The organism is Dehalococcoidales bacterium (assembly GCA_041652735.1).
Classification (GTDB): Bacteria; Chloroflexota; Dehalococcoidia; order Dehalococcoidales; family RBG-16-60-22; genus RBG-13-51-18.
Genome location: JBAZGT010000014.1, coordinates 39,808 through 55,973 on the forward strand (window position 1 = coordinate 39,808; position 16,166 = coordinate 55,973).

At 56.4% G+C, this 16,166-nt stretch carries 18 protein-coding genes; 1 reads left to right on the top strand and 17 read right to left on the bottom strand.

All coding sequences use genetic code 11. From position 1 onward, the window contains the following. Nucleotides 1-4 precede the first annotated feature (4 nt). The 15 genes from gap to WC370_06520 all read right to left on the bottom strand — a co-directional run bounded on the left by gap (nt 5) and on the right by WC370_06520 (nt 13,531). The gene (gene gap, locus WC370_06450) at nt 5-1,018 is read right to left on the bottom strand and encodes a type I glyceraldehyde-3-phosphate dehydrogenase (protein ID MFA5309111.1); all 1,014 of its coding nucleotides are present in this window, start codon (nt 1,016-1,018) and stop codon (nt 5-7) included. Nucleotides 1,019-1,228: 210 nt separating this feature from the next. After that, complete coding sequence (locus tag WC370_06455) at nt 1,229-2,236, bottom strand: 2-hydroxyacyl-CoA dehydratase (protein ID MFA5309112.1); 1,008 nt, start codon at nt 2,234-2,236, stop codon at nt 1,229-1,231. Between the two features lie 14 nt (nt 2,237-2,250). Beyond that, nucleotides 2,251-3,243, bottom strand: coding sequence for an MBL fold metallo-hydrolase (locus tag WC370_06460; protein MFA5309113.1), 993 nt, complete (start codon nt 3,241-3,243; stop codon nt 2,251-2,253). 12 nt (nt 3,244-3,255) lie between these two features. Beyond that, complete coding sequence (locus WC370_06465) at nt 3,256-4,158, bottom strand: GNAT family N-acetyltransferase (protein MFA5309114.1); 903 nt, start codon at nt 4,156-4,158, stop codon at nt 3,256-3,258. Nucleotides 4,159-4,170: 12 nt separating this feature from the next. Continuing rightward, entirely contained in the window at nt 4,171-5,457 is a 1,287-nt protein-coding gene (gene eno, locus WC370_06470; protein ID MFA5309115.1) for a phosphopyruvate hydratase, read from the bottom strand. 26 nt (nt 5,458-5,483) lie between these two features. Further along, nucleotides 5,484-5,960: a TIGR00725 family protein gene (locus WC370_06475; protein ID MFA5309116.1), complete on the bottom strand. Its 477-nt coding sequence runs from the start codon at nt 5,958-5,960 to the stop codon at nt 5,484-5,486. Between the two features lie 235 nt (nt 5,961-6,195). Continuing rightward, entirely contained in the window at nt 6,196-6,639 is a 444-nt protein-coding gene (locus tag WC370_06480) for an NUDIX domain-containing protein (GenBank protein MFA5309117.1), read from the bottom strand. 97 nt (nt 6,640-6,736) lie between these two features. Then, nucleotides 6,737-7,072, bottom strand: coding sequence for a hypothetical protein (locus WC370_06485; protein MFA5309118.1), 336 nt, complete (start codon nt 7,070-7,072; stop codon nt 6,737-6,739). 6 nt (nt 7,073-7,078) lie between these two features. Then, nucleotides 7,079-7,660, bottom strand: a complete 582-nt coding sequence (gene pth, locus WC370_06490) for an aminoacyl-tRNA hydrolase (GenBank protein ID MFA5309119.1) — start codon at nt 7,658-7,660, stop codon at nt 7,079-7,081. A gap of 109 nt (nt 7,661-7,769) precedes the next feature. Continuing rightward, nucleotides 7,770-10,058, bottom strand: coding sequence for an NAD-dependent DNA ligase LigA (gene ligA / locus WC370_06495; protein MFA5309120.1), 2,289 nt, complete (start codon nt 10,056-10,058; stop codon nt 7,770-7,772). 376 nt (nt 10,059-10,434) lie between these two features. After that, a complete protein-coding gene (locus WC370_06500; GenBank protein ID MFA5309121.1) occupies nt 10,435-10,689 on the bottom strand; it encodes a TIGR04076 family protein in 255 nt (84 codons plus the stop codon). 2 nt (nt 10,690-10,691) lie between these two features. Beyond that, on the bottom strand, nt 10,692-11,378 hold the full coding sequence (locus WC370_06505) for a diphthine--ammonia ligase (GenBank protein MFA5309122.1): 687 nt from the start codon (nt 11,376-11,378) through the stop codon (nt 10,692-10,694). 3 nt (nt 11,379-11,381) lie between these two features. Then, nucleotides 11,382-11,996: a histidine phosphatase family protein gene (locus WC370_06510; GenBank protein MFA5309123.1), complete on the bottom strand. Its 615-nt coding sequence runs from the start codon at nt 11,994-11,996 to the stop codon at nt 11,382-11,384. A 30-nt stretch (nt 11,997-12,026) separates the two neighbouring features. Then, on the bottom strand, nt 12,027-13,175 hold the full coding sequence (locus WC370_06515; protein ID MFA5309124.1) for a PD-(D/E)XK nuclease family protein: 1,149 nt from the start codon (nt 13,173-13,175) through the stop codon (nt 12,027-12,029). 71 nt (nt 13,176-13,246) lie between these two features. Beyond that, nucleotides 13,247-13,531 carry a GYD domain-containing protein gene (locus tag WC370_06520; GenBank protein ID MFA5309125.1) on the bottom strand — a complete coding sequence of 95 codons (285 nt, stop codon included), beginning with the start codon at nt 13,529-13,531 and terminating at the stop codon, nt 13,247-13,249. Between the two features lie 224 nt (nt 13,532-13,755). Here WC370_06520 and WC370_06525 point away from each other — a divergent pair, with 224 nt between their 5' ends. After that, on the top strand, nt 13,756-14,082 hold the full coding sequence (locus WC370_06525; GenBank protein ID MFA5309126.1) for a hypothetical protein: 327 nt from the start codon (nt 13,756-13,758) through the stop codon (nt 14,080-14,082). Here the strand turns inward: WC370_06525 and WC370_06530 are convergent. Together WC370_06530 and WC370_06535 are read right to left on the bottom strand one after the other, a co-directional pair. After that, the gene (locus WC370_06530; GenBank protein MFA5309127.1) at nt 14,079-14,849 is read right to left on the bottom strand and encodes a hypothetical protein; all 771 of its coding nucleotides are present in this window, start codon (nt 14,847-14,849) and stop codon (nt 14,079-14,081) included. The genes WC370_06525 and WC370_06530 overlap by 4 nt on opposite strands. Before the next feature lie 14 nt (nt 14,850-14,863). Continuing rightward, nucleotides 14,864-15,511 (bottom strand): ribulose-phosphate 3-epimerase, encoded by a 648-nt coding sequence (locus WC370_06535; GenBank protein MFA5309128.1) that lies wholly within the window; start codon nt 15,509-15,511, stop codon nt 14,864-14,866. Nucleotides 15,512-16,166 lie beyond the last annotated feature (655 nt).

The window sequence follows — 16,166 nt, forward strand, 5'->3', positions numbered from 1 at the left end:
ATTTCTACAACCCTTTGGTGGCTATATAGTAAACCAGGTCGCCGAGGCGGCAGGAGTAGCCCCACTCGTTATCGTACCAGGCCAGGATTTTCACCATGTTCCCGCCGATAACCATGGTGCTGGGCGCGTCTATTATGGAGCTGTGGTGGTTGCCTTTAAAGTCCATGCTGACCAGCTCTTCCTCGCAGTACTCCAGGATGCCCTTGAGCGACCCCGCGGCGGCTTTCTTGAACGCTTCGTTAATCTGCTCCGCCGTGACGTCTTTGGTCACGTCGCAGACAAAGTCGATTACCGATACGGTGGGGGTGGGGACGCGGAAAGCCAGCCCGTGTATCTTGCCCTTGAGCGCGGGGATGACCTGCGCCACGGCTTTGGCGGCGCCGGTGGTGGTGGGGATGATATTCATGGCGGCGGCGCGCGCCCGGCGGATATCTTTATGGACGGTATCCATGATTTTCTGGTCGTTGGTATAGGAGTGGATGGTGGTCATCAGCCCCTTGGTAATGCCGAAGGTATCGTTCAGCACCTTGACCGCCGGCGCGATGCCGTTGGTGGTGCAGGACGCGTTGGATATCACGGTGTGCTTTTTGGGGTCGTAGTCTTTCTCGTTCACCCCCAGCACGATGGTCACGTCCTCGTTTTTGGCGGGGGCGGAAATGACCACTTTCTTGGCGCCGCCCTTGGTGTGGGCGATGGCTTTGGTGGCATCGGTGAACAGCCCGGTGGACTCGATGACGATATCCACGCCGTAATCCTTCCAGGGTATGGCGCCAGGGTCGCGTTCGGAAATTACCTGTATCTGCTGCCCATCCACGATGATAGCCTTCTCGGTGGCGGACACCTCGCCGGGGTAGCGACCATACACGCTGTCCCATTTCATCAGGTGGGCATTGGTCTTGGTATCGGTCAAATCGTTAAGGGCTACTACCTCCAGCCGGTCTTTGTGGTACTGGTTGATGGTCCTCAAGGTCAGCCTGCCGATGCGCCCGAAGCCGTTGATGCCGACTCTTGTTTTCATGTTCGCCTCCTGTTTTTTATTAGATTGTCATTCCAGCGAAGCCGTGCCACGTATGACAATCGGGGGCTGGAATCCAATGTGTGAAATAATCAGTTCACTGGTTTTATGCAATATGCCGGTTTAACACTTCATTTTTCCTTGACTAATTTTACACTATATAGGGTGCGTTTTAAACCTGCCCTCATATTTTCTCGCCCTGATGTCCCGCCCTCATGAGTCTGTGTTGGCCCTTTTCCGCCGTTCTATCATGTCCAAAAACGCCTCGATACGCGTCTTGACGTGCCCGCTCAGGTAAAAGTCCGCGTTGCCCTCCAGCGTCAGCACCGGCAGGTCTATCGCGTCGCGGATAACTATGTCTCCGATGCCCCGGTGGCAGAACGCCTGCACGTAATGTATCACGCCGTGAATGCGCCTCCGCTGAATCTCGGCTTTAATTACTTTAAGCCTTTCGCGTAAGGAATACGGGTAGGTATAGTTGGCATATTGTTCGGCCAGGGACTCGCCCGGTTCCGGCATGGCAAACTGGTGCTGCACCTCGTTATAGACCGCGCGCGCCCCATGTTTTTCTACGTACGCGTAAAGCTCTTTAGCGTAAACGGATGGCACGCCCAGGTACGCCAGCCGTATCTCCTTTTCCGGGTAGGGTAGCCGGGCGTTAACGGACTTTATCAATGCTTCCAAATCCTGCTGGTATTTGACATAATCACCATTAAAGTCGGACGCGGACACCAGCCACAGGTGGTTTTCCCAGCCGCTCGCCTGGTTCTCTTTCCAGGTAAGCTGGTCCAGCTTCAGCGCCAGCTCCCGCACGCTCTTGAGCTCCCCCCGCGCCTTTTCCGCCGCCCCTAAAGTAGTACCGAACGCTTCCGCCAGGCTTTCCAGCGCCGCCTGCATTTGCTCCGGGTCGGGCCCGGCCGGGTAGGCGAAGGACATGGCGTTGAACCCCTTGAGCTTTAATACCTCCATCAGCATGATGGTGTTGGAGCAGTCGCCGCTGGTAACGCACAGCACGTCTTTGAGGCCGGAATCGATGCAGACGCCGTAAATACCCTTTATCCAGGCGCAGCAGTTGAGTGGAAAACCGGCCCTCTCCGCTATCGTGATGTACCGGGTGGGGTCGGGGGAAGAGACGAGGATATTATTTAAATCTACGGGCTGGTATCCCGCCGCCAGCAGCACTTCCGCGGGGACGGTGGTGGTGATGCCTATTTTCTTCATGCCGGTATATTATATCATCTCCGACTATACGCTATGGTGCCCCGGCCGGGCAGCTTGTCTATAAGTCCGTCTGACGCCATCATCTCCAGGTGGGCCAGCGTCTCGAAGACCGCCATCCGCTGGTGGAAGGGGGGCAGGTCGTCCCACCTGCCGCTATTCCCCCAGGTTATCTCCCGCGCTATCTGGTAGGCGGTCTTGTGCCCCTCGCCGATTGTCTCCAGTATCTCCTGGTTCCGGATGCCGTGGTGGTGCGTTATCTCGTCGATGCGCTCTTTAAAATTGGTGAAGGGCTTGTCATGCCCGGGCAGCGCCAACGCCACGTCCAGCTTTTTCAGCTCCTGTAGCGACTTCAAATACCTGCCGAGCGGGTTCTCGATGGACTGCGGGTGCACGCTGACGTTGGGGGTTATCTTGGGCAATATATGGTCGCCGCAAAGCAGCACCTTTTTCTCCGGCTCGTACAGGCAGACATGCCCGGAGGAATGCCCCGGCGTCCAGATGACGCGGAAGTTGAAAGTGCCGGTGGATATCGTCTCGCCATCGTGGAGGGTGCGGTCCGGCTGGGCGGCGATGATATAGTTTTCCAGCCCCAGCGTGGCGTCCCGCATGTTGACCATTTCCGCCTCCGGTACGCCGTTGGTCACCAGCAGGTGGTCGGTCTCGTTCAGCAGGGGCTCCATCTTGACGTAGCGCGGCTCGATGTAGTCTCTTTCTATATGGTGCATGATGAGCGTCGCGCCGGAAAGCTCCCGGATACGCCCCGCCATGCCGTAATGGTCCGGGTGAACGTGCGTCACCAGTATTTGCTTGATGTTGTTGAAGGCGATGCCGTTTTTTATCAGGGCGTTGTGCAGGGTGGCGAAAGCCTCGTCCGTGTTCCAGCCGGAGTCCACCAGCAAATACCCCTTTTCCCCCGCGATGAGGTACACGTTGATATAGTTAAGGTCGGACTGCTCCATGGTGATGGGCAGTTGCAGCCACCGTATGCCGGGAAATACTTCATTCATGATTAGTTCCTTTTATGTGCCGGGATATTTTCTCCAGCAGTTGCAGGTATGTACCCGTTTGAACCCTATACTTAAGTAAATCGGTAGAGTGTTGCCGACGTAAGCCACGGTTGCGCCGAGTTGGCTGCACCTCCGAATCCCTTCCAGCACTGCCGCCTTGCCGAGTCCCCTCAAGCGGTAGTCCGGGTCGGTGCAAACAGGTTCAACATAAGCAAATTTGTTTACGGGTTCAAACCATAGCCCCGCGTAAGCCACATAATTCCCGCCTGGCTCAACGGCGACTATATTCAGGTCTTTCCGGAAACTGGGGGCGGATTGCATCTTTTTACGTCCGGCGTAGTCAACGGCAGGCGGTTCGTCGCCGTGATTAAAGCCCCGCCAGACGCAGCGGTCCAGTTTCGCCAGGTCGTTCTCGTCCGCCAGACTTTGCAGCCGGAACCCCTCTGCCAAATGGATGGAAGGGAAAGGTTTCGGTATCGGCAGATGGGCCATGGGGCGCGCCAGCTCGCTAAAAATGGCATAGCCGTGCGCCTCGGCCAAGGCTTCGAATTCCTTATCAAAGTCGTTGATGAATGCTAACACGCATATCCGTCCGTCCGGCCCCCTGCCTTTTATATGTTCTTCGGTGTAGGCAAACATCTCCGCTTTGAGATGGGGGTAATCCGGGTGGATTTCGAAAAACGCTTCCTCGGGGAGCGACTCCGGGTGCACCACGCCGACGATTTTGCCGTCATCTTCCCAGATTCTAAAGCTGTCCAGCAGTCCGTCCTTGAAGTAAGGGTGGCTGTGCATATATTCCCAGGCTGGCTGCAAATAGTTTCCGTCCCGGTTTTCCGGCAGGTAATGCTTTACCAGGAAATCCCCGACCGTTTTAAAGTCCTTTTTAACGTTGTATTGGCGTAACTTGATATTCACGTGTGATAACTTCTATTTGTTGATATTATAAAACGCTTTCATCCCTGCGTACTCCGCCTTTTCCCCCAGCTCCTCCTCGATGCGCAGCAGCCGGTTGTACTTGGCGGTGCGTTCGGAACGGCAGGGGGCGCCGGACTTTATCTGCCCGGTGCTCAAACCCGCGCACAGGTCGGCGATAGTCGTGTCCTCCGTTTCGCCGGAGCGGTGGGAAACGATAGCCGTCCACCCGGCATCCCGCGCCATCCTGATAGCCTCTATGGTCTCCGTCAGCGTGCCTATCTGGTTGAGCTTGATGAGGATGGAGTTGGAGGCCTTGAGGCTGATGCCCCGTGCCAGGCGGCTCACGTTGGTGACGTAAAGGTCGTCCCCCACCAGCTGGATTTTACCGCCCAGCTTTTTGGTGATGAGCTGCCACCCCTCCCAGTCGTCCTCCGCCATGCCGTCCTCGATGCTGATAATAGGGTACTCGCTGACCCATTTGACATAATAATCAACCATCTCGGCGGGGGTAAACGTCCTGCCTTCCCGGGCCAGGACGTATTTGCCGTCCTCGTAGAACTCGCTGGCGGCGGGGTCCAGCGCGATGTAGCAGTCCTTGCCGGGTACATAGCCGGCCGCTTCGATAGCCGCCAGTATGGCTTCCACCGCCTCTTTATTCGAGGGGAGGGAAGGGGCAAAGCCGCCCTCGTCCCCCACGTTGGTATCCAGTTTTTTGTCCTTGAGCACTTTTTTCAGGGCGTGATATACCTCCGCGCCGGTTCGCAGCGCCTGGTGAAAGCTTTTAGCGCCCGCCGGCATGACCATGAACTCCTGGAGGTCGGTGGAGTTGGCGGCGTGCTTGCCGCCGTTGAGAATGTTCATCATGGGCACGGGCAGGGTATAGTTGCTGCTACCTCCCAGGTAGCGGTACAAAGGCATTTTTAAATGGTCGGCGGCGGCATGGGCAATCGCCAGAGACGCCCCCAGGATAGCGTTGGCGCCCAGGTTGGACTTGTCCGGCGTGCCGTCCAGCTCGATGAGCGCGTGGTCTATTTCCGCTTGCTCGACGGCGGACATGCCGGTAATAGCTTCGGCGATGGTCTTGTTCACGTTAGCCACCGCCTTGAGCACGCCCTTGCCGTTGTAGCGGGAGCTGTCGCCGTCCCGTAGTTCCAGCGCCTCGTGCTTGCCGGTGCTGGCGCCGGAGGGCACGGCCGCCCAACCGCGGGCGCCGCTGTTGAGCTCCACCTCCACCTCCAGCGTGGGATTGCCGCGGGAGTCCAGTATTTCCCTGGCTTTGATATTCTCAATCGTTGACATTCTCTACTCCATCCATGCGGAATTATTTACAACAAATCGAAAGCTTTAGCCACCGCGTCCGCGGCGTTTTTGGCCGGGATTATATTTTCGTCCGCCTTGCCGTTTATAGTTAAGCCCCACGTCCCCAGCCCGATAACCGGCCGGCCGCTTTGCAATGCGTAGCCGATTTCCGTGAGTGTGCCGTAGGAGCCGTCGATGGCGATGACCGCCCGGGCGGATTTCACTACCGCCGCGTTCCTGGCGTACCCTATGCCGGTGACGATGGGTATCTTGACGTAGGGATTGGCCTCGCGCCGGTTGTCTCCCGGCAGTATGCCCACCGTCATTCCCCCCTCCGCCGCAGCGCCGCGGCATGCGGCTTCCATCACCCCGCCCATTCCCCCGCACACCAGCACCGCGCCGCGGCGGGCTATCTCGCGCCCCACTTCCTCGGCGAGGGTGGCAATCGGCGGGGGGACCTCGCTGCCGCCGATGACTGCAATCAAAATAAGGTCGTTGCTCATCAGGAAATACCCTCGTTTGACGTTGTTATTATAGCATCGGGGTTGCACGCTGGCAAAAAGAGGACTTAAAGGTTAGCACTGAGAACTAAAAATAAGACACTGGCCAATCCTTATCCTCGAACACCGGCTATGGCAGCCGGGATAGCTGATCATACCTGGAATGTTGAGGAAATCGTGAAACTAATAGGATAAAACGATAATTTCGGCAATATGTCTTTTAGTATGGCTTTCACACTCACTGTGATAAAGTGCTTGCCCACCAGATTGTTTTCTGTCCCGCAATATAATCTCTTATCATTTTTTGAAGAGGATTAGGTAATAAGTTATGTTTTTCCAGGTCATCTACCTTCGACCAAAAGAATTCGAGATGTGCTTCACGTGATACTAAGGTAGAATTTATATCGAGATTTTTAATGGCGGCTTTAAAAACGAGATTTATTTCGTAATTTTGCGTTGTTCCATCTTGCCAATCAGCTTCGATACAACCCAGGAAACTTTCGATATCCAATTCAAAACCAAGTTCTTCATTTAGCTCGCGTTTTAAAGCCGTAGTCGCACTCTCACCGATATTTACGTGTCCGCCGGGAAGAAATGTATTTTTCGCGCCTTTTTGATGTGCCAACAAAACTGCTTTATTATCCAGTATAAGAGCTCTGGCAATAAGATGGAATTTTTCCATAATTCATAGTATAGCTGATGAAATCAACTCATTTCAAAATGATACACTGCCCAAAACTGGGTTAACTTGGCTTTACGCTTTATGTTATGGCTTTGTGCTACGTAAAGTATCCCCACGCCAGCCAGATAAGCTCTAGAATGAAAACGGTGGTGGAAATCCTGAACGTATGCCGGGCGCACCACATGGGGAAAAACAGGTCGGTCACGGAGCCGCGTTCCGCGCCGTATTTTTCCGCCAGGTTGGTAAAGGGGCAGCGGCCGCGGTTCAGCAGTAATACCAGGCCTTCCACCACTATGGCGAGTATGGCTGTGAGCAGTGTCCAGTCGTACCGCTGCGCCAGGGCGCAATAGAAAATATAGCACAGGCAGGCCACCATGAAGAGATAGATTACGGAATGGATGAACTTTATATAAAATACCTTTTTATTGTTCATCTGCTTTTAGTTGTACTTGTTCATGGCGGCGGTGATGCCTTCGGACAGCAGGTCGGCTACCGCCTGGGACACCTGCGGGATGGTCTTTTCCATGATTTCCCGCTCCGCGCCGGTGAAGTCGCTCAAAACGTAAGCGATAACCCCGTCCTCTTTGGCGGCTTCGGACTTGCTGTCGCTTTCCGGCCGGCCGATGCCCACCCGCACCCGGTAGAAATCACGCGTGCCGGTGTGGGATATAATGGAGTCGATGCCCTTGTGCCCCCCGGAGCTCCCCCCCAGGCGGAGGCGTATCTTGCCGGCGGGGAGGTCGAGGTCATCGTGGATGACGACGAGGTCTTCCGGTTTGATGTTGAGCTTTTTCAGCAGCGCGTTTACCGCTTCCCCGCTGGCGTTCATGTAGGTCTGCGGCTTGGCCAGCACTGCCCGGCTGCCCCCGATGTTGCCGATGCCGGTGCGGGCGTGTCCCTGCTTTCTATCGAAGGTGATGCGCTGCCGCTTGGCCAGGTGGTTGACGCACATAAAGCCGATGTTATGCCGGTTGCGCGCGTATAAATATCCGGGATTACCCAGTCCGACTATTAGTTTCATAAGATAATAATTCCTTTATTGTATCCGTCATTTCCCCGATTTTTCAAGGGTTAAATCCGGTAACCTCACCCCGCCCCCCATTTTACGATAATTCTGAAAAGACTTGCCACTAAAGCTTATCCTGTTGCAGCAGTTCTAAAAATTCCTTTTCATCGATGGTCTTAATTCCCAGCTCTTTTGCCCTATCCAGCTTGGAGCCGGGGTCCGCGCCGTAGACCACGTAATCCGTCTTGCGGGTGACGTTATCTTTAGCTGCCCCGCCCCGCTCCTTTATCCTGGCTTCCGCCTGCGGCCGGGAAAACGCTTCCAGCCGCCCCGTCACCACGAACTCCTTACCCGCCAGGGGCAGGTTTGTTTTTTCGTCAGCGACTTCCTCGGTTATGGCCGCTTTTACCCCCGCGTCTTTCAGGTGCTGGATGATTATTTGATTGTCTTCCTGGCGGAAAAAGGCCAGGATGCTGTCCGCTATCTTGGGTCCTACGGCGCTGATTTCCATCAGCCTTTCGCGGGAAGCTTCTTTTAAAGCGTCCAGGCTGCGGAACTCGGTGGCCAGTATCTCCGCCATTTCCTCCCCCACGTGCCGGATGCCCAGCGCGTAAATGAGACGTGCCAGGGGACGGGTTTTACTTTTTTCAATAGCGCTGATGATGTTGGCGGCGCTTTTTTCTGCCAGCTTCTCCAGGGTCAGGACATCGTCCCAGGTCAGCGCCATGTCTGTCCTGGTCACGTATTCTTTGAGTACTGCGGGCAAGACCTCATCCACCCGGTCTTTTACGGACATGATGTAGGACGAATCTACCTGGTATCTGCCCGCCAATGCCGGCAGTTCTTTTTCTTCCGCCAGCGTTCGGGTGGTCAGGAACTTGATTAGTGACGCCTGTTTGGCGGGGAGCATAATACGCTCGCCTACCGCGGCGATGATGCTTTTTACCAGGTTTCTTATATCAGCCAGGTCGGCTTCTTTCAGGTAGTATAGGTCCGATATTTTTTTCACCAGCCCCGCGTTGAACAGCGTGGCGCTGATATTTTCCCCCACCCCCCGGATGTCCATGGCGCCCTTGGAGGCAAAATGCTCGATGCGCAGCTGCGCCTGGGCCGGGCAGGCGGCGTTGGCGCAGTAGTACATCACCTCGCCCTCCGGCTTGACCACCTCGCCGCCGCATTCGGGACACTTGCCATTTACTTTTTCCCGTAAATTGAACTCTTTTTCTCCGCCGGTGCGTTTGCTCACCACCGGCCCCACCACCTCCGGGATGACCTCCCCGGCGCGCTGGATAATTACCGTATCCCCGATGCGTATGTCCTTGCGGCGGATATCGTCCTCATTGTGCAGGGCGGCGTTGCGGATGGTAACCCCGCCTACCGCCACCGGCTCCAGGATGGCGTAGGGATTGAGCGTGCCGGTGCGCCCCACGCTGATGCCGATGTCCAGCAGCCGGGTGGTGGCCTGGGTGGCCGGGAATTTATAGGCGATAGCCCAGCGCGGCTCCCGGCCTACATCGCCGAGTTCCATATGCAGGTTAATCTGGTTGATTTTCACCACCACCCCGTCCGCCTCGTAGGGGAGTCCTTCCCTTTCCGCTTCCCATTTGTGGTAATATTGGCGGGCGTCTTCTATGGTGTCCACCCGCTGGCTGCGCGGGTTTGTCTTGAATCCCCATTTTTTCAGCTGTTCCATCGTCTCCTGGTGCGTGGGTTTAATCTCCGGCCAGCCCATCTGGTAAACAAAAATATCCAGCGGGCGTTTGGCGGTAATACGGGAATCGAGCTGCCGCACCGAGCCGGCGGCGGCGTTGCGGGGGTTGGCGAACAGGGGTAAACCCTCCGCCTCCCGCTCCTTATTGAGCTTGATAAAGCCGGTCTTGGGTAGATATATCTCCCCCCGCACCTCGAAGCGGGGCGGCGCGTCTTTAGGGACGGATAAGGGGATGCTGCGGACGGTGCGCAGGTTTTGCGTGATATTCTCCCCCCGCAGCCCGTCCCCGCGGGTGGCGCCGGTCACGAGCTGGCCGTTTTCGTAAGTCAGGGCCACCGCCAGCCCGTCTATCTTGTGCTCGCAGACAAAGTCGAATTTAGCGCCCCCCGCCAGCTTCAGCGTGCGCGTGTACCAGGCCGTCAGCTCGTCGTCGGAAAAGGCGTTGGCTAAAGACAGCAGCGGCTGGGGATGCGCCACCACACCGAAGGCCTCCAGCGGGGCGGCGCCGACGCGCTGGGTGGGGGAGTCCGGGGTGCGCAGTTCGGGGTACTGTTCTTCGAGATTTTGCAGTTCCCGCATCAGCCGGTCGTATTCGATGTCGGCAATCTCCGGGCTGTCCAGCACATAGTAGCGGTAGTTGGCGCGGTCGATTTCCGCCCTCAGCTTTTCTATTTTTTCCCTGGCTTCTGCGCTGCCGGTCAAGTGTAAAACCTCACGGAGAAATTCTTTCCTAAAGTATAGCACAGGGACGAGTGTAATTTAAGTTGTTGGTATGGAATCGAATCGTTAGTAGAGGATATTGCGTTTTTACTTATTATTTACAATTTCCGCGGCAATATTTATCCGTATTTTTCCCCGGCGGCCTATGTTTAAGATGCAGGAAGCCTTATTCACCGGGGGTAACGAACGTGCCGGAAAAGAAAACGCTGTCTATGAAAGACCACCTGGCCGGGGCGCTGGCTGATTCCCGCCATCCTGCTTTTATGCGGCGTCGTGGGCTGGAACGTTAAAGAGCTGATAGCCCTGGCGTTGGCGTAAATAGGAGAGCACTTTGCTTTTCCAGACTCTCCCTCTCGGCCTATTCCACCCGACTCAGCTCGAAGACCACCGGGTTGTCCGCGTCCGGGCAGGCCACCCGCGCTTTGGCCGGGTCTTTTTCCCAGGGGAAAGCCCCGCCGAACTGTAAAGGCTCGGCGAAGGGAAAGAGCGTGTAGAACGCCCAGGAGCACATGCCCTCCGGCGTTTTCTGCCCGATGACGAACTCGTCCCCCACCCGGTGGCCGGCGTCGCAGACGCCTTTTTGGGAGATTACCCTGGCTATTATCTTCGCCATTTTTAGCGCCCCGCCGGCTGCTTGTCTTTCAGCCCGGTTTTTAAAATCTCCAGGAAATGGTGGTCGCCCCGGGAAACCTTTTCACTCTCGGCAATTTCCAGCCTTTTCCCGAATATCGGCCCGTCTACAACCAGCGTATGGAACTCACCGGCCTCGCCGCAGGGGGTGATGCCCTTGTTCAGCCCCGCGATGTACGCTAAAAACTCCCGGTTCACTACTCTCCCCAGTGCCTCCTTGCCCAGCAGGTCGGCTCTTACCGCCACCACCACCGCCGTGAAACCGGCGTCCAGGAACTCTTCCATCAGCCCGGCCTGGTCTTCTTGCCAGAGGGGCAGGTGGGGTTTTACCCCGGCCTCGGCGCAGACCTGCTCTATCCACTCGCGGTGCGGCTCGAAGTCGATATCCCCGAACACCCCGCCCGTCACGCCTTCCCGCTTCAGTTCTTTTAGTGTCTCGATGAAGACCGACTGGTAGTTATCGCCGGTGGTGCGCCGCTGCGCGATGGGAATCCCCAGCGCTTCCGCCTGTTTGGCGATGACGGCGGCGGCAATCCCGTGACTGCATGAGCGCTTTCCGTCCGCGGTGACCATGTTCACCAGGTAGCGCACGTCCCGGCCGGCCGCCTTGGCCCGGTATAGTGCCAGGCAGCAGTCCTTGCCGCCGCTCCATGACGCGAATGTTTTTTCCATGGGTTAGTCCTCCTCCGGAGTGAGAAATGAAGTGTCGTTTAACAAATTCAAAATAGCCGTTCCCGGGTACGTCTCCACGATGCTCAAAGCCGCCAAATCTATACGCAGCTGTATCCAGTGCTTTTGCTCCAGTCCCAGCAGGCTGCAGATGAGCAGTCGCAGCGGCCCCCCGTGCGCCACTATAGCTATAGTATCTTTCGCTTTATGGTCGGCCAGCCGCTGGGTGAAAGTCGCCACTCTCTTATTGAGCTGCTCTATGTTCTCGCCGCCGGGAAAGCTCACCGCCGTGCCGTCGTTCAGTTCCCGGGCCAGGGCCGGGTATACCCTCTTTATTTCCGGGTATGTTAAACCCTCTATATACCCGAAGTTGCATTCGCGCAGCTCGGGGCAGGTTGTCACGCTGCGGCGGTGGGGAGCGGCTATTATCTCCGCCGTGGTAAGAGCGCGACTCAGCGTGCTGGCGTACACCGCGGAGATTTTTTCCGCCGCCAGGCGTTCCCGCAATTGCCCGGCCTGCCGTATGCCGGTTTCGCTCAGGGGGACATCCGTGTTGCCCCAGAACCTGTTGTCCTTATGCAGTTTGGTCCTGCCATGCCTGATAAGCAGCAGCCTGGACATGTTGGCTCCCTGTTTTCTTTAGCGCAAGGGTTACTCTTCTTCTCCGCCCCGCGCCCGCAGCCAGAGCTGGGGGTAAGCGGAGGTAACGCGCTTTAACGACTCTACTTTTTTACGGAGGTCGGGCGGCAGGTTTTTATCCGCCAGCAGTTGCTTGAGCAGCGCGGCGTCAAACCCCAGCACCTTTTCCCACAGCCCCTCCGGCTCGAGCACTCTTTTCACTTCATCATCATCGTAGCCGGTGCGCTCCGTGATTTTGTAGGTGATTTCATGCTCATCGCCGTAAACGCGGTTCAGGTTCTCCCCCTGGCAGTACTCGATAATCTCCTGCCTGGTTTTTTCCAGCTCGTCCTGGAGCTCTTTTATCTGCTTTTGTATGGCCGCGTACTTATCTACGGCCGCCGCGGCGGCCAGGCCGGGCAGGGGCTCCTGTATCGGCGTTTGCGGGACGGCGGTGAGGAACTGGTGGCGGTAGTAGGGGCAGTGCTGGGGGAAATCACAGGGGCAGTACTGGTTTTCCGTGGCTGGGAAAATGCCCTGCTGTATGTTGGCCGCCACGTCCAGAACCATCTGCCGCGTTTCTTCGATGCGCTCCCGTGCCCGCGGCGCGCAAGTGCAGGCGGTGTTGGAGCGCAGGTGATACAGCGTCAGCTTTTCCACCGGCAGTTTCCAGGTCTGCTCGGCGGCCATCTGGTATATGGTCAGCTGGAGGTCGTTTTCCAGGTATTCGGCCGTGAACAGCTCATGGTTCGTCTTGTAGTCGATGATGGACAGCCCGCCGCTGTCCAGCTTGTCTACCCTGTCCATAAAGCCCCGCACCTTTATCCCCGCTACGTCCAGGCTAAAGCCGCGCTCGGTGGCTACCGGCAGTCGGAAGCCGGGGGCGTGTATCTCGTGGAATTTGGCCAGTATCTGCTTGCCGTATTCCTTGTATTTCGCCTCCTCCTCCGCTGATGCGTAGCCCTGGGAAAGCCAGCTTTGCTCGTAGAATTGCAGTAGCTCCTCCAGGGAGGGCGGGTGGGGCGTGCGTACTTTAAAAAAGCGCTCGACGGTGCTGTGCATGGATGTCCCGAAGCTGAAATACCAGCGTACGGCGGTTTTTAGTCCGTCGATGTACTGTAGCTTGTAGCACAGGGGACAGGATTTATAAAGAGAAATTTGGGTATAGCTTAGCGGTTTGATTTTCTGCCTCCGGTTGTATTTGGCGGCCGGGCTGCAAAAAGGGCGCCGCTGCCCGTATTAAGCACGATGGGCTATTGTATCGCCTTGATGAAATTCTCCAGGGTCAAAGCGGACAGCGTGCTGGTCTGGAGTGTGCCGCGGGAGCCGAGCTCCATGGCTACATTGGCGATGGCTTCGTTGTTGGGCGCTTCCAGGACGTTGATGAAATCGTACTGCCCCAGCGTGACGTACTGCGCCAGGATTTTTACCCCCATCGCCTCCACCTCCTTATTGACCTCCAGTATCCGGTGGGGGTTGGCTTTTACCGTCTTTCTGCCTTCATCCGTGAGATTGCTCATCATGATGTACAGTGGCATAATTTCCTCCTGCCTTTGATACTTCGAGAATGAATTACGGCCGTCCACGTTTTCATGGCTGCCGGATGGATAGACTTTAGCTGTACAGATGATATACAAGTGGATTATATGCTGTGGCACCGGTTTTGTCCAGAGTGACGGGCGGCGGCTTTCCCTTAAAGAGTCCGGGGTATATTTCGCCGCTGAAGGTGCTATAATATAAGTGTAATGACAGGGGGTCGGTGATGGATGATATTATCAATGAAGCTTATCAGATAGTACAGTGTAAGGAATGTCCCTGGTATAAAGCCTGCGTCGTGCCGATGAAATTTACCTCCGAGGATATCCGGCGTCAGCTGGAGCAGGTGCCGGGCGGTAATGCCCCGCAGCAGATGGACCCGAACATGCAGAACCTGCTTTCCAGCATGGCCACGGCGGCCCAGAACTCGCTGCTGGAGGGTTGCCCCGTTTTCATCCAGCGCCTGCGCAACAGCCCGCAGCTCGCCCAGAAACTCAAAGAGGTAATGCTGAACTGGGGTTCCGAGGACAGGCTTGGGCAGGGCCAGGGTTAATGGTTTTTAAGCTTTAAAGCTTTTTTCTCCGCCGCCGTCAGTCCCCGGATAAAGCCTCGCAGCTTTTGCTCGCCTTTGGCGGTAGCTGTCGCTTTATCTTCGCTCACCTCTACGTAGCCCATCAGCTCCAGCTCCCCCGCCAGCACCGCCACCATCTTCTGTCCCAGTACGGGATAAATACCGTTAATCTGCTCGGCGGTAAATTCACCTAAAATCTTTTTTATGGCTATGCCCGGCCGGCGTATGATTTTGTCCAGGATGGACATGGTGCGGCGGTAGTAGGGCAGGCTGTCGCCTTTATCCGCCAGGTCGAATGCCTCCACCTTGAACCGCGCCAGCGTGTGCTTGTCGCTGCAGACGGCGGAGAATTCCCGCCTGGCCGTGCCCCGGCCGATGATATACCTGCCGCCGGGCGGAATATCGTACAGGGTCTCGTCCGCTACGAATTTATAATCTTCTTCCGGCCTTTCCGGGGTGGGGCGGAAGCCCGCGCCGTCGTATATCCGGTAAGCCGGGTCGCTTACGCTCCGGGGCGCGTGCCAGAATGGGACGTAGCTTTTGGGGTTTTCCCCTTCCCGGTGGCGGCCGCCGGACGCCAAAAGGTCGTCGAAGAGTTGCCCCAGTATCGGGACCACGGTGGGGCAGATACGGCCGGTAATCCTCTCCCCGTCGAAGATGATTTCCTCGCCGACTTTATATCTGAAATGGCAGGGGTATTTCCGCTCGTCCTTGTCGAAGCCGGTAACCGTGGCTTTCACTTTAAACAAAGCTTTTCTCCCTGTTAAGCGTCCGCCGCCAGCGCCGCCAGCCGTTTATAGCTGGCCGCCGGGTCCGGCTGTAAAAAGATGGCGCTGCCCACGTAGATAACGTTCACGCCGGTGCGGGCTATCTGCGCTATATTGCTTTCCTTGACCCCGCCGTCTATGCCCGTTTCCATCTGCGGGTAGGCCCGGCGGAACTCGACTATTTTTTCCAGCACTTCCGGGATGAACTTGGCGCCGTAAAAACCTGGGTTGACCGATAGGAACAGCACGCTGTCCAGCTCTTTTAACAGGGGCGCGAAAGCGCTGATTGGCGTTTCCGGGTTGACCGCCAGCCCCGCTTTCATGCCGAGCGTTTTTATCCGGCGGATAACGTCCTGCGGCGCGGGTGTGGCCTCGTAGTGAAAGACTATTTTCCCCGCCCCGGCCTTTTTAAAGTCCGCCAGGCATTCCTCCGGGTGCCGCACCATCAGGTGCGCTTCCCATTTGAGCTTGGTCTTTAAAGCGGCGATATCCCCGCAGGAGATGCTGTGCGACGGCACGAAATCCCCGTCCATCAGGTCGAACTGGGCGAAGTCGGTGAACGACTCCGTCTGGCGTACCAGCTTTTCCAGGGTGGCGGGGTCGTCGGTAAGAATGGCGGGAACGGTGCGGACGTTTCGGGACATGATGCCTCCTGACGGCTAAATATTCCGGGCCGGCTAAACAGCCCTTGCTTCCGCCGTTATTCTAGGTTTGAACGCTGTTGCCTGTCAAGAAAAGAGAGACTTTTCTTTTTACTAACTAAATATTATTTGGGGTATTTTGTCCTCCTCGTCAAAGTCGCAGATTCCGCATGAGGGACGAATCGGAAGGGGAGTGAGGAGGATTTAAACATCCGTCTTGCTTATTTTATCTGATGAAATTGTGATATGCCGGTAGTATGTCACTTCCGCTCACCCTGAGTGAGCGACCTTGTCGCCATCCCGCACCGATTCATATCTCATCCGGTGTCCCGCATGACCATAGGGAATCGGGATATGACGAAGGAATCGGGACTTGTCGAAGGGTCCGGTGATGGCTTTAGAACGGGTTTATCCGAGGACTGGAATCTATACTAACATCGGTCGTCCCTCTCCCTGCCGGCGGGGAGAGGGATAAGAGGAAAAGGGGTCGGTAAAATACAGCATCCCCCTTGTTAGGGCAGTGAGGGGGTTGGTACAGACCGGGTACAATGGTAACAAAATAGACCGGGCACATGGGTTACAGATAAGGTATTGGTGGAGGTGCGCCGATGCCTTGGAAAGAGACCTGTGCCATGGATGAGAAAGTGCAAATGATTGG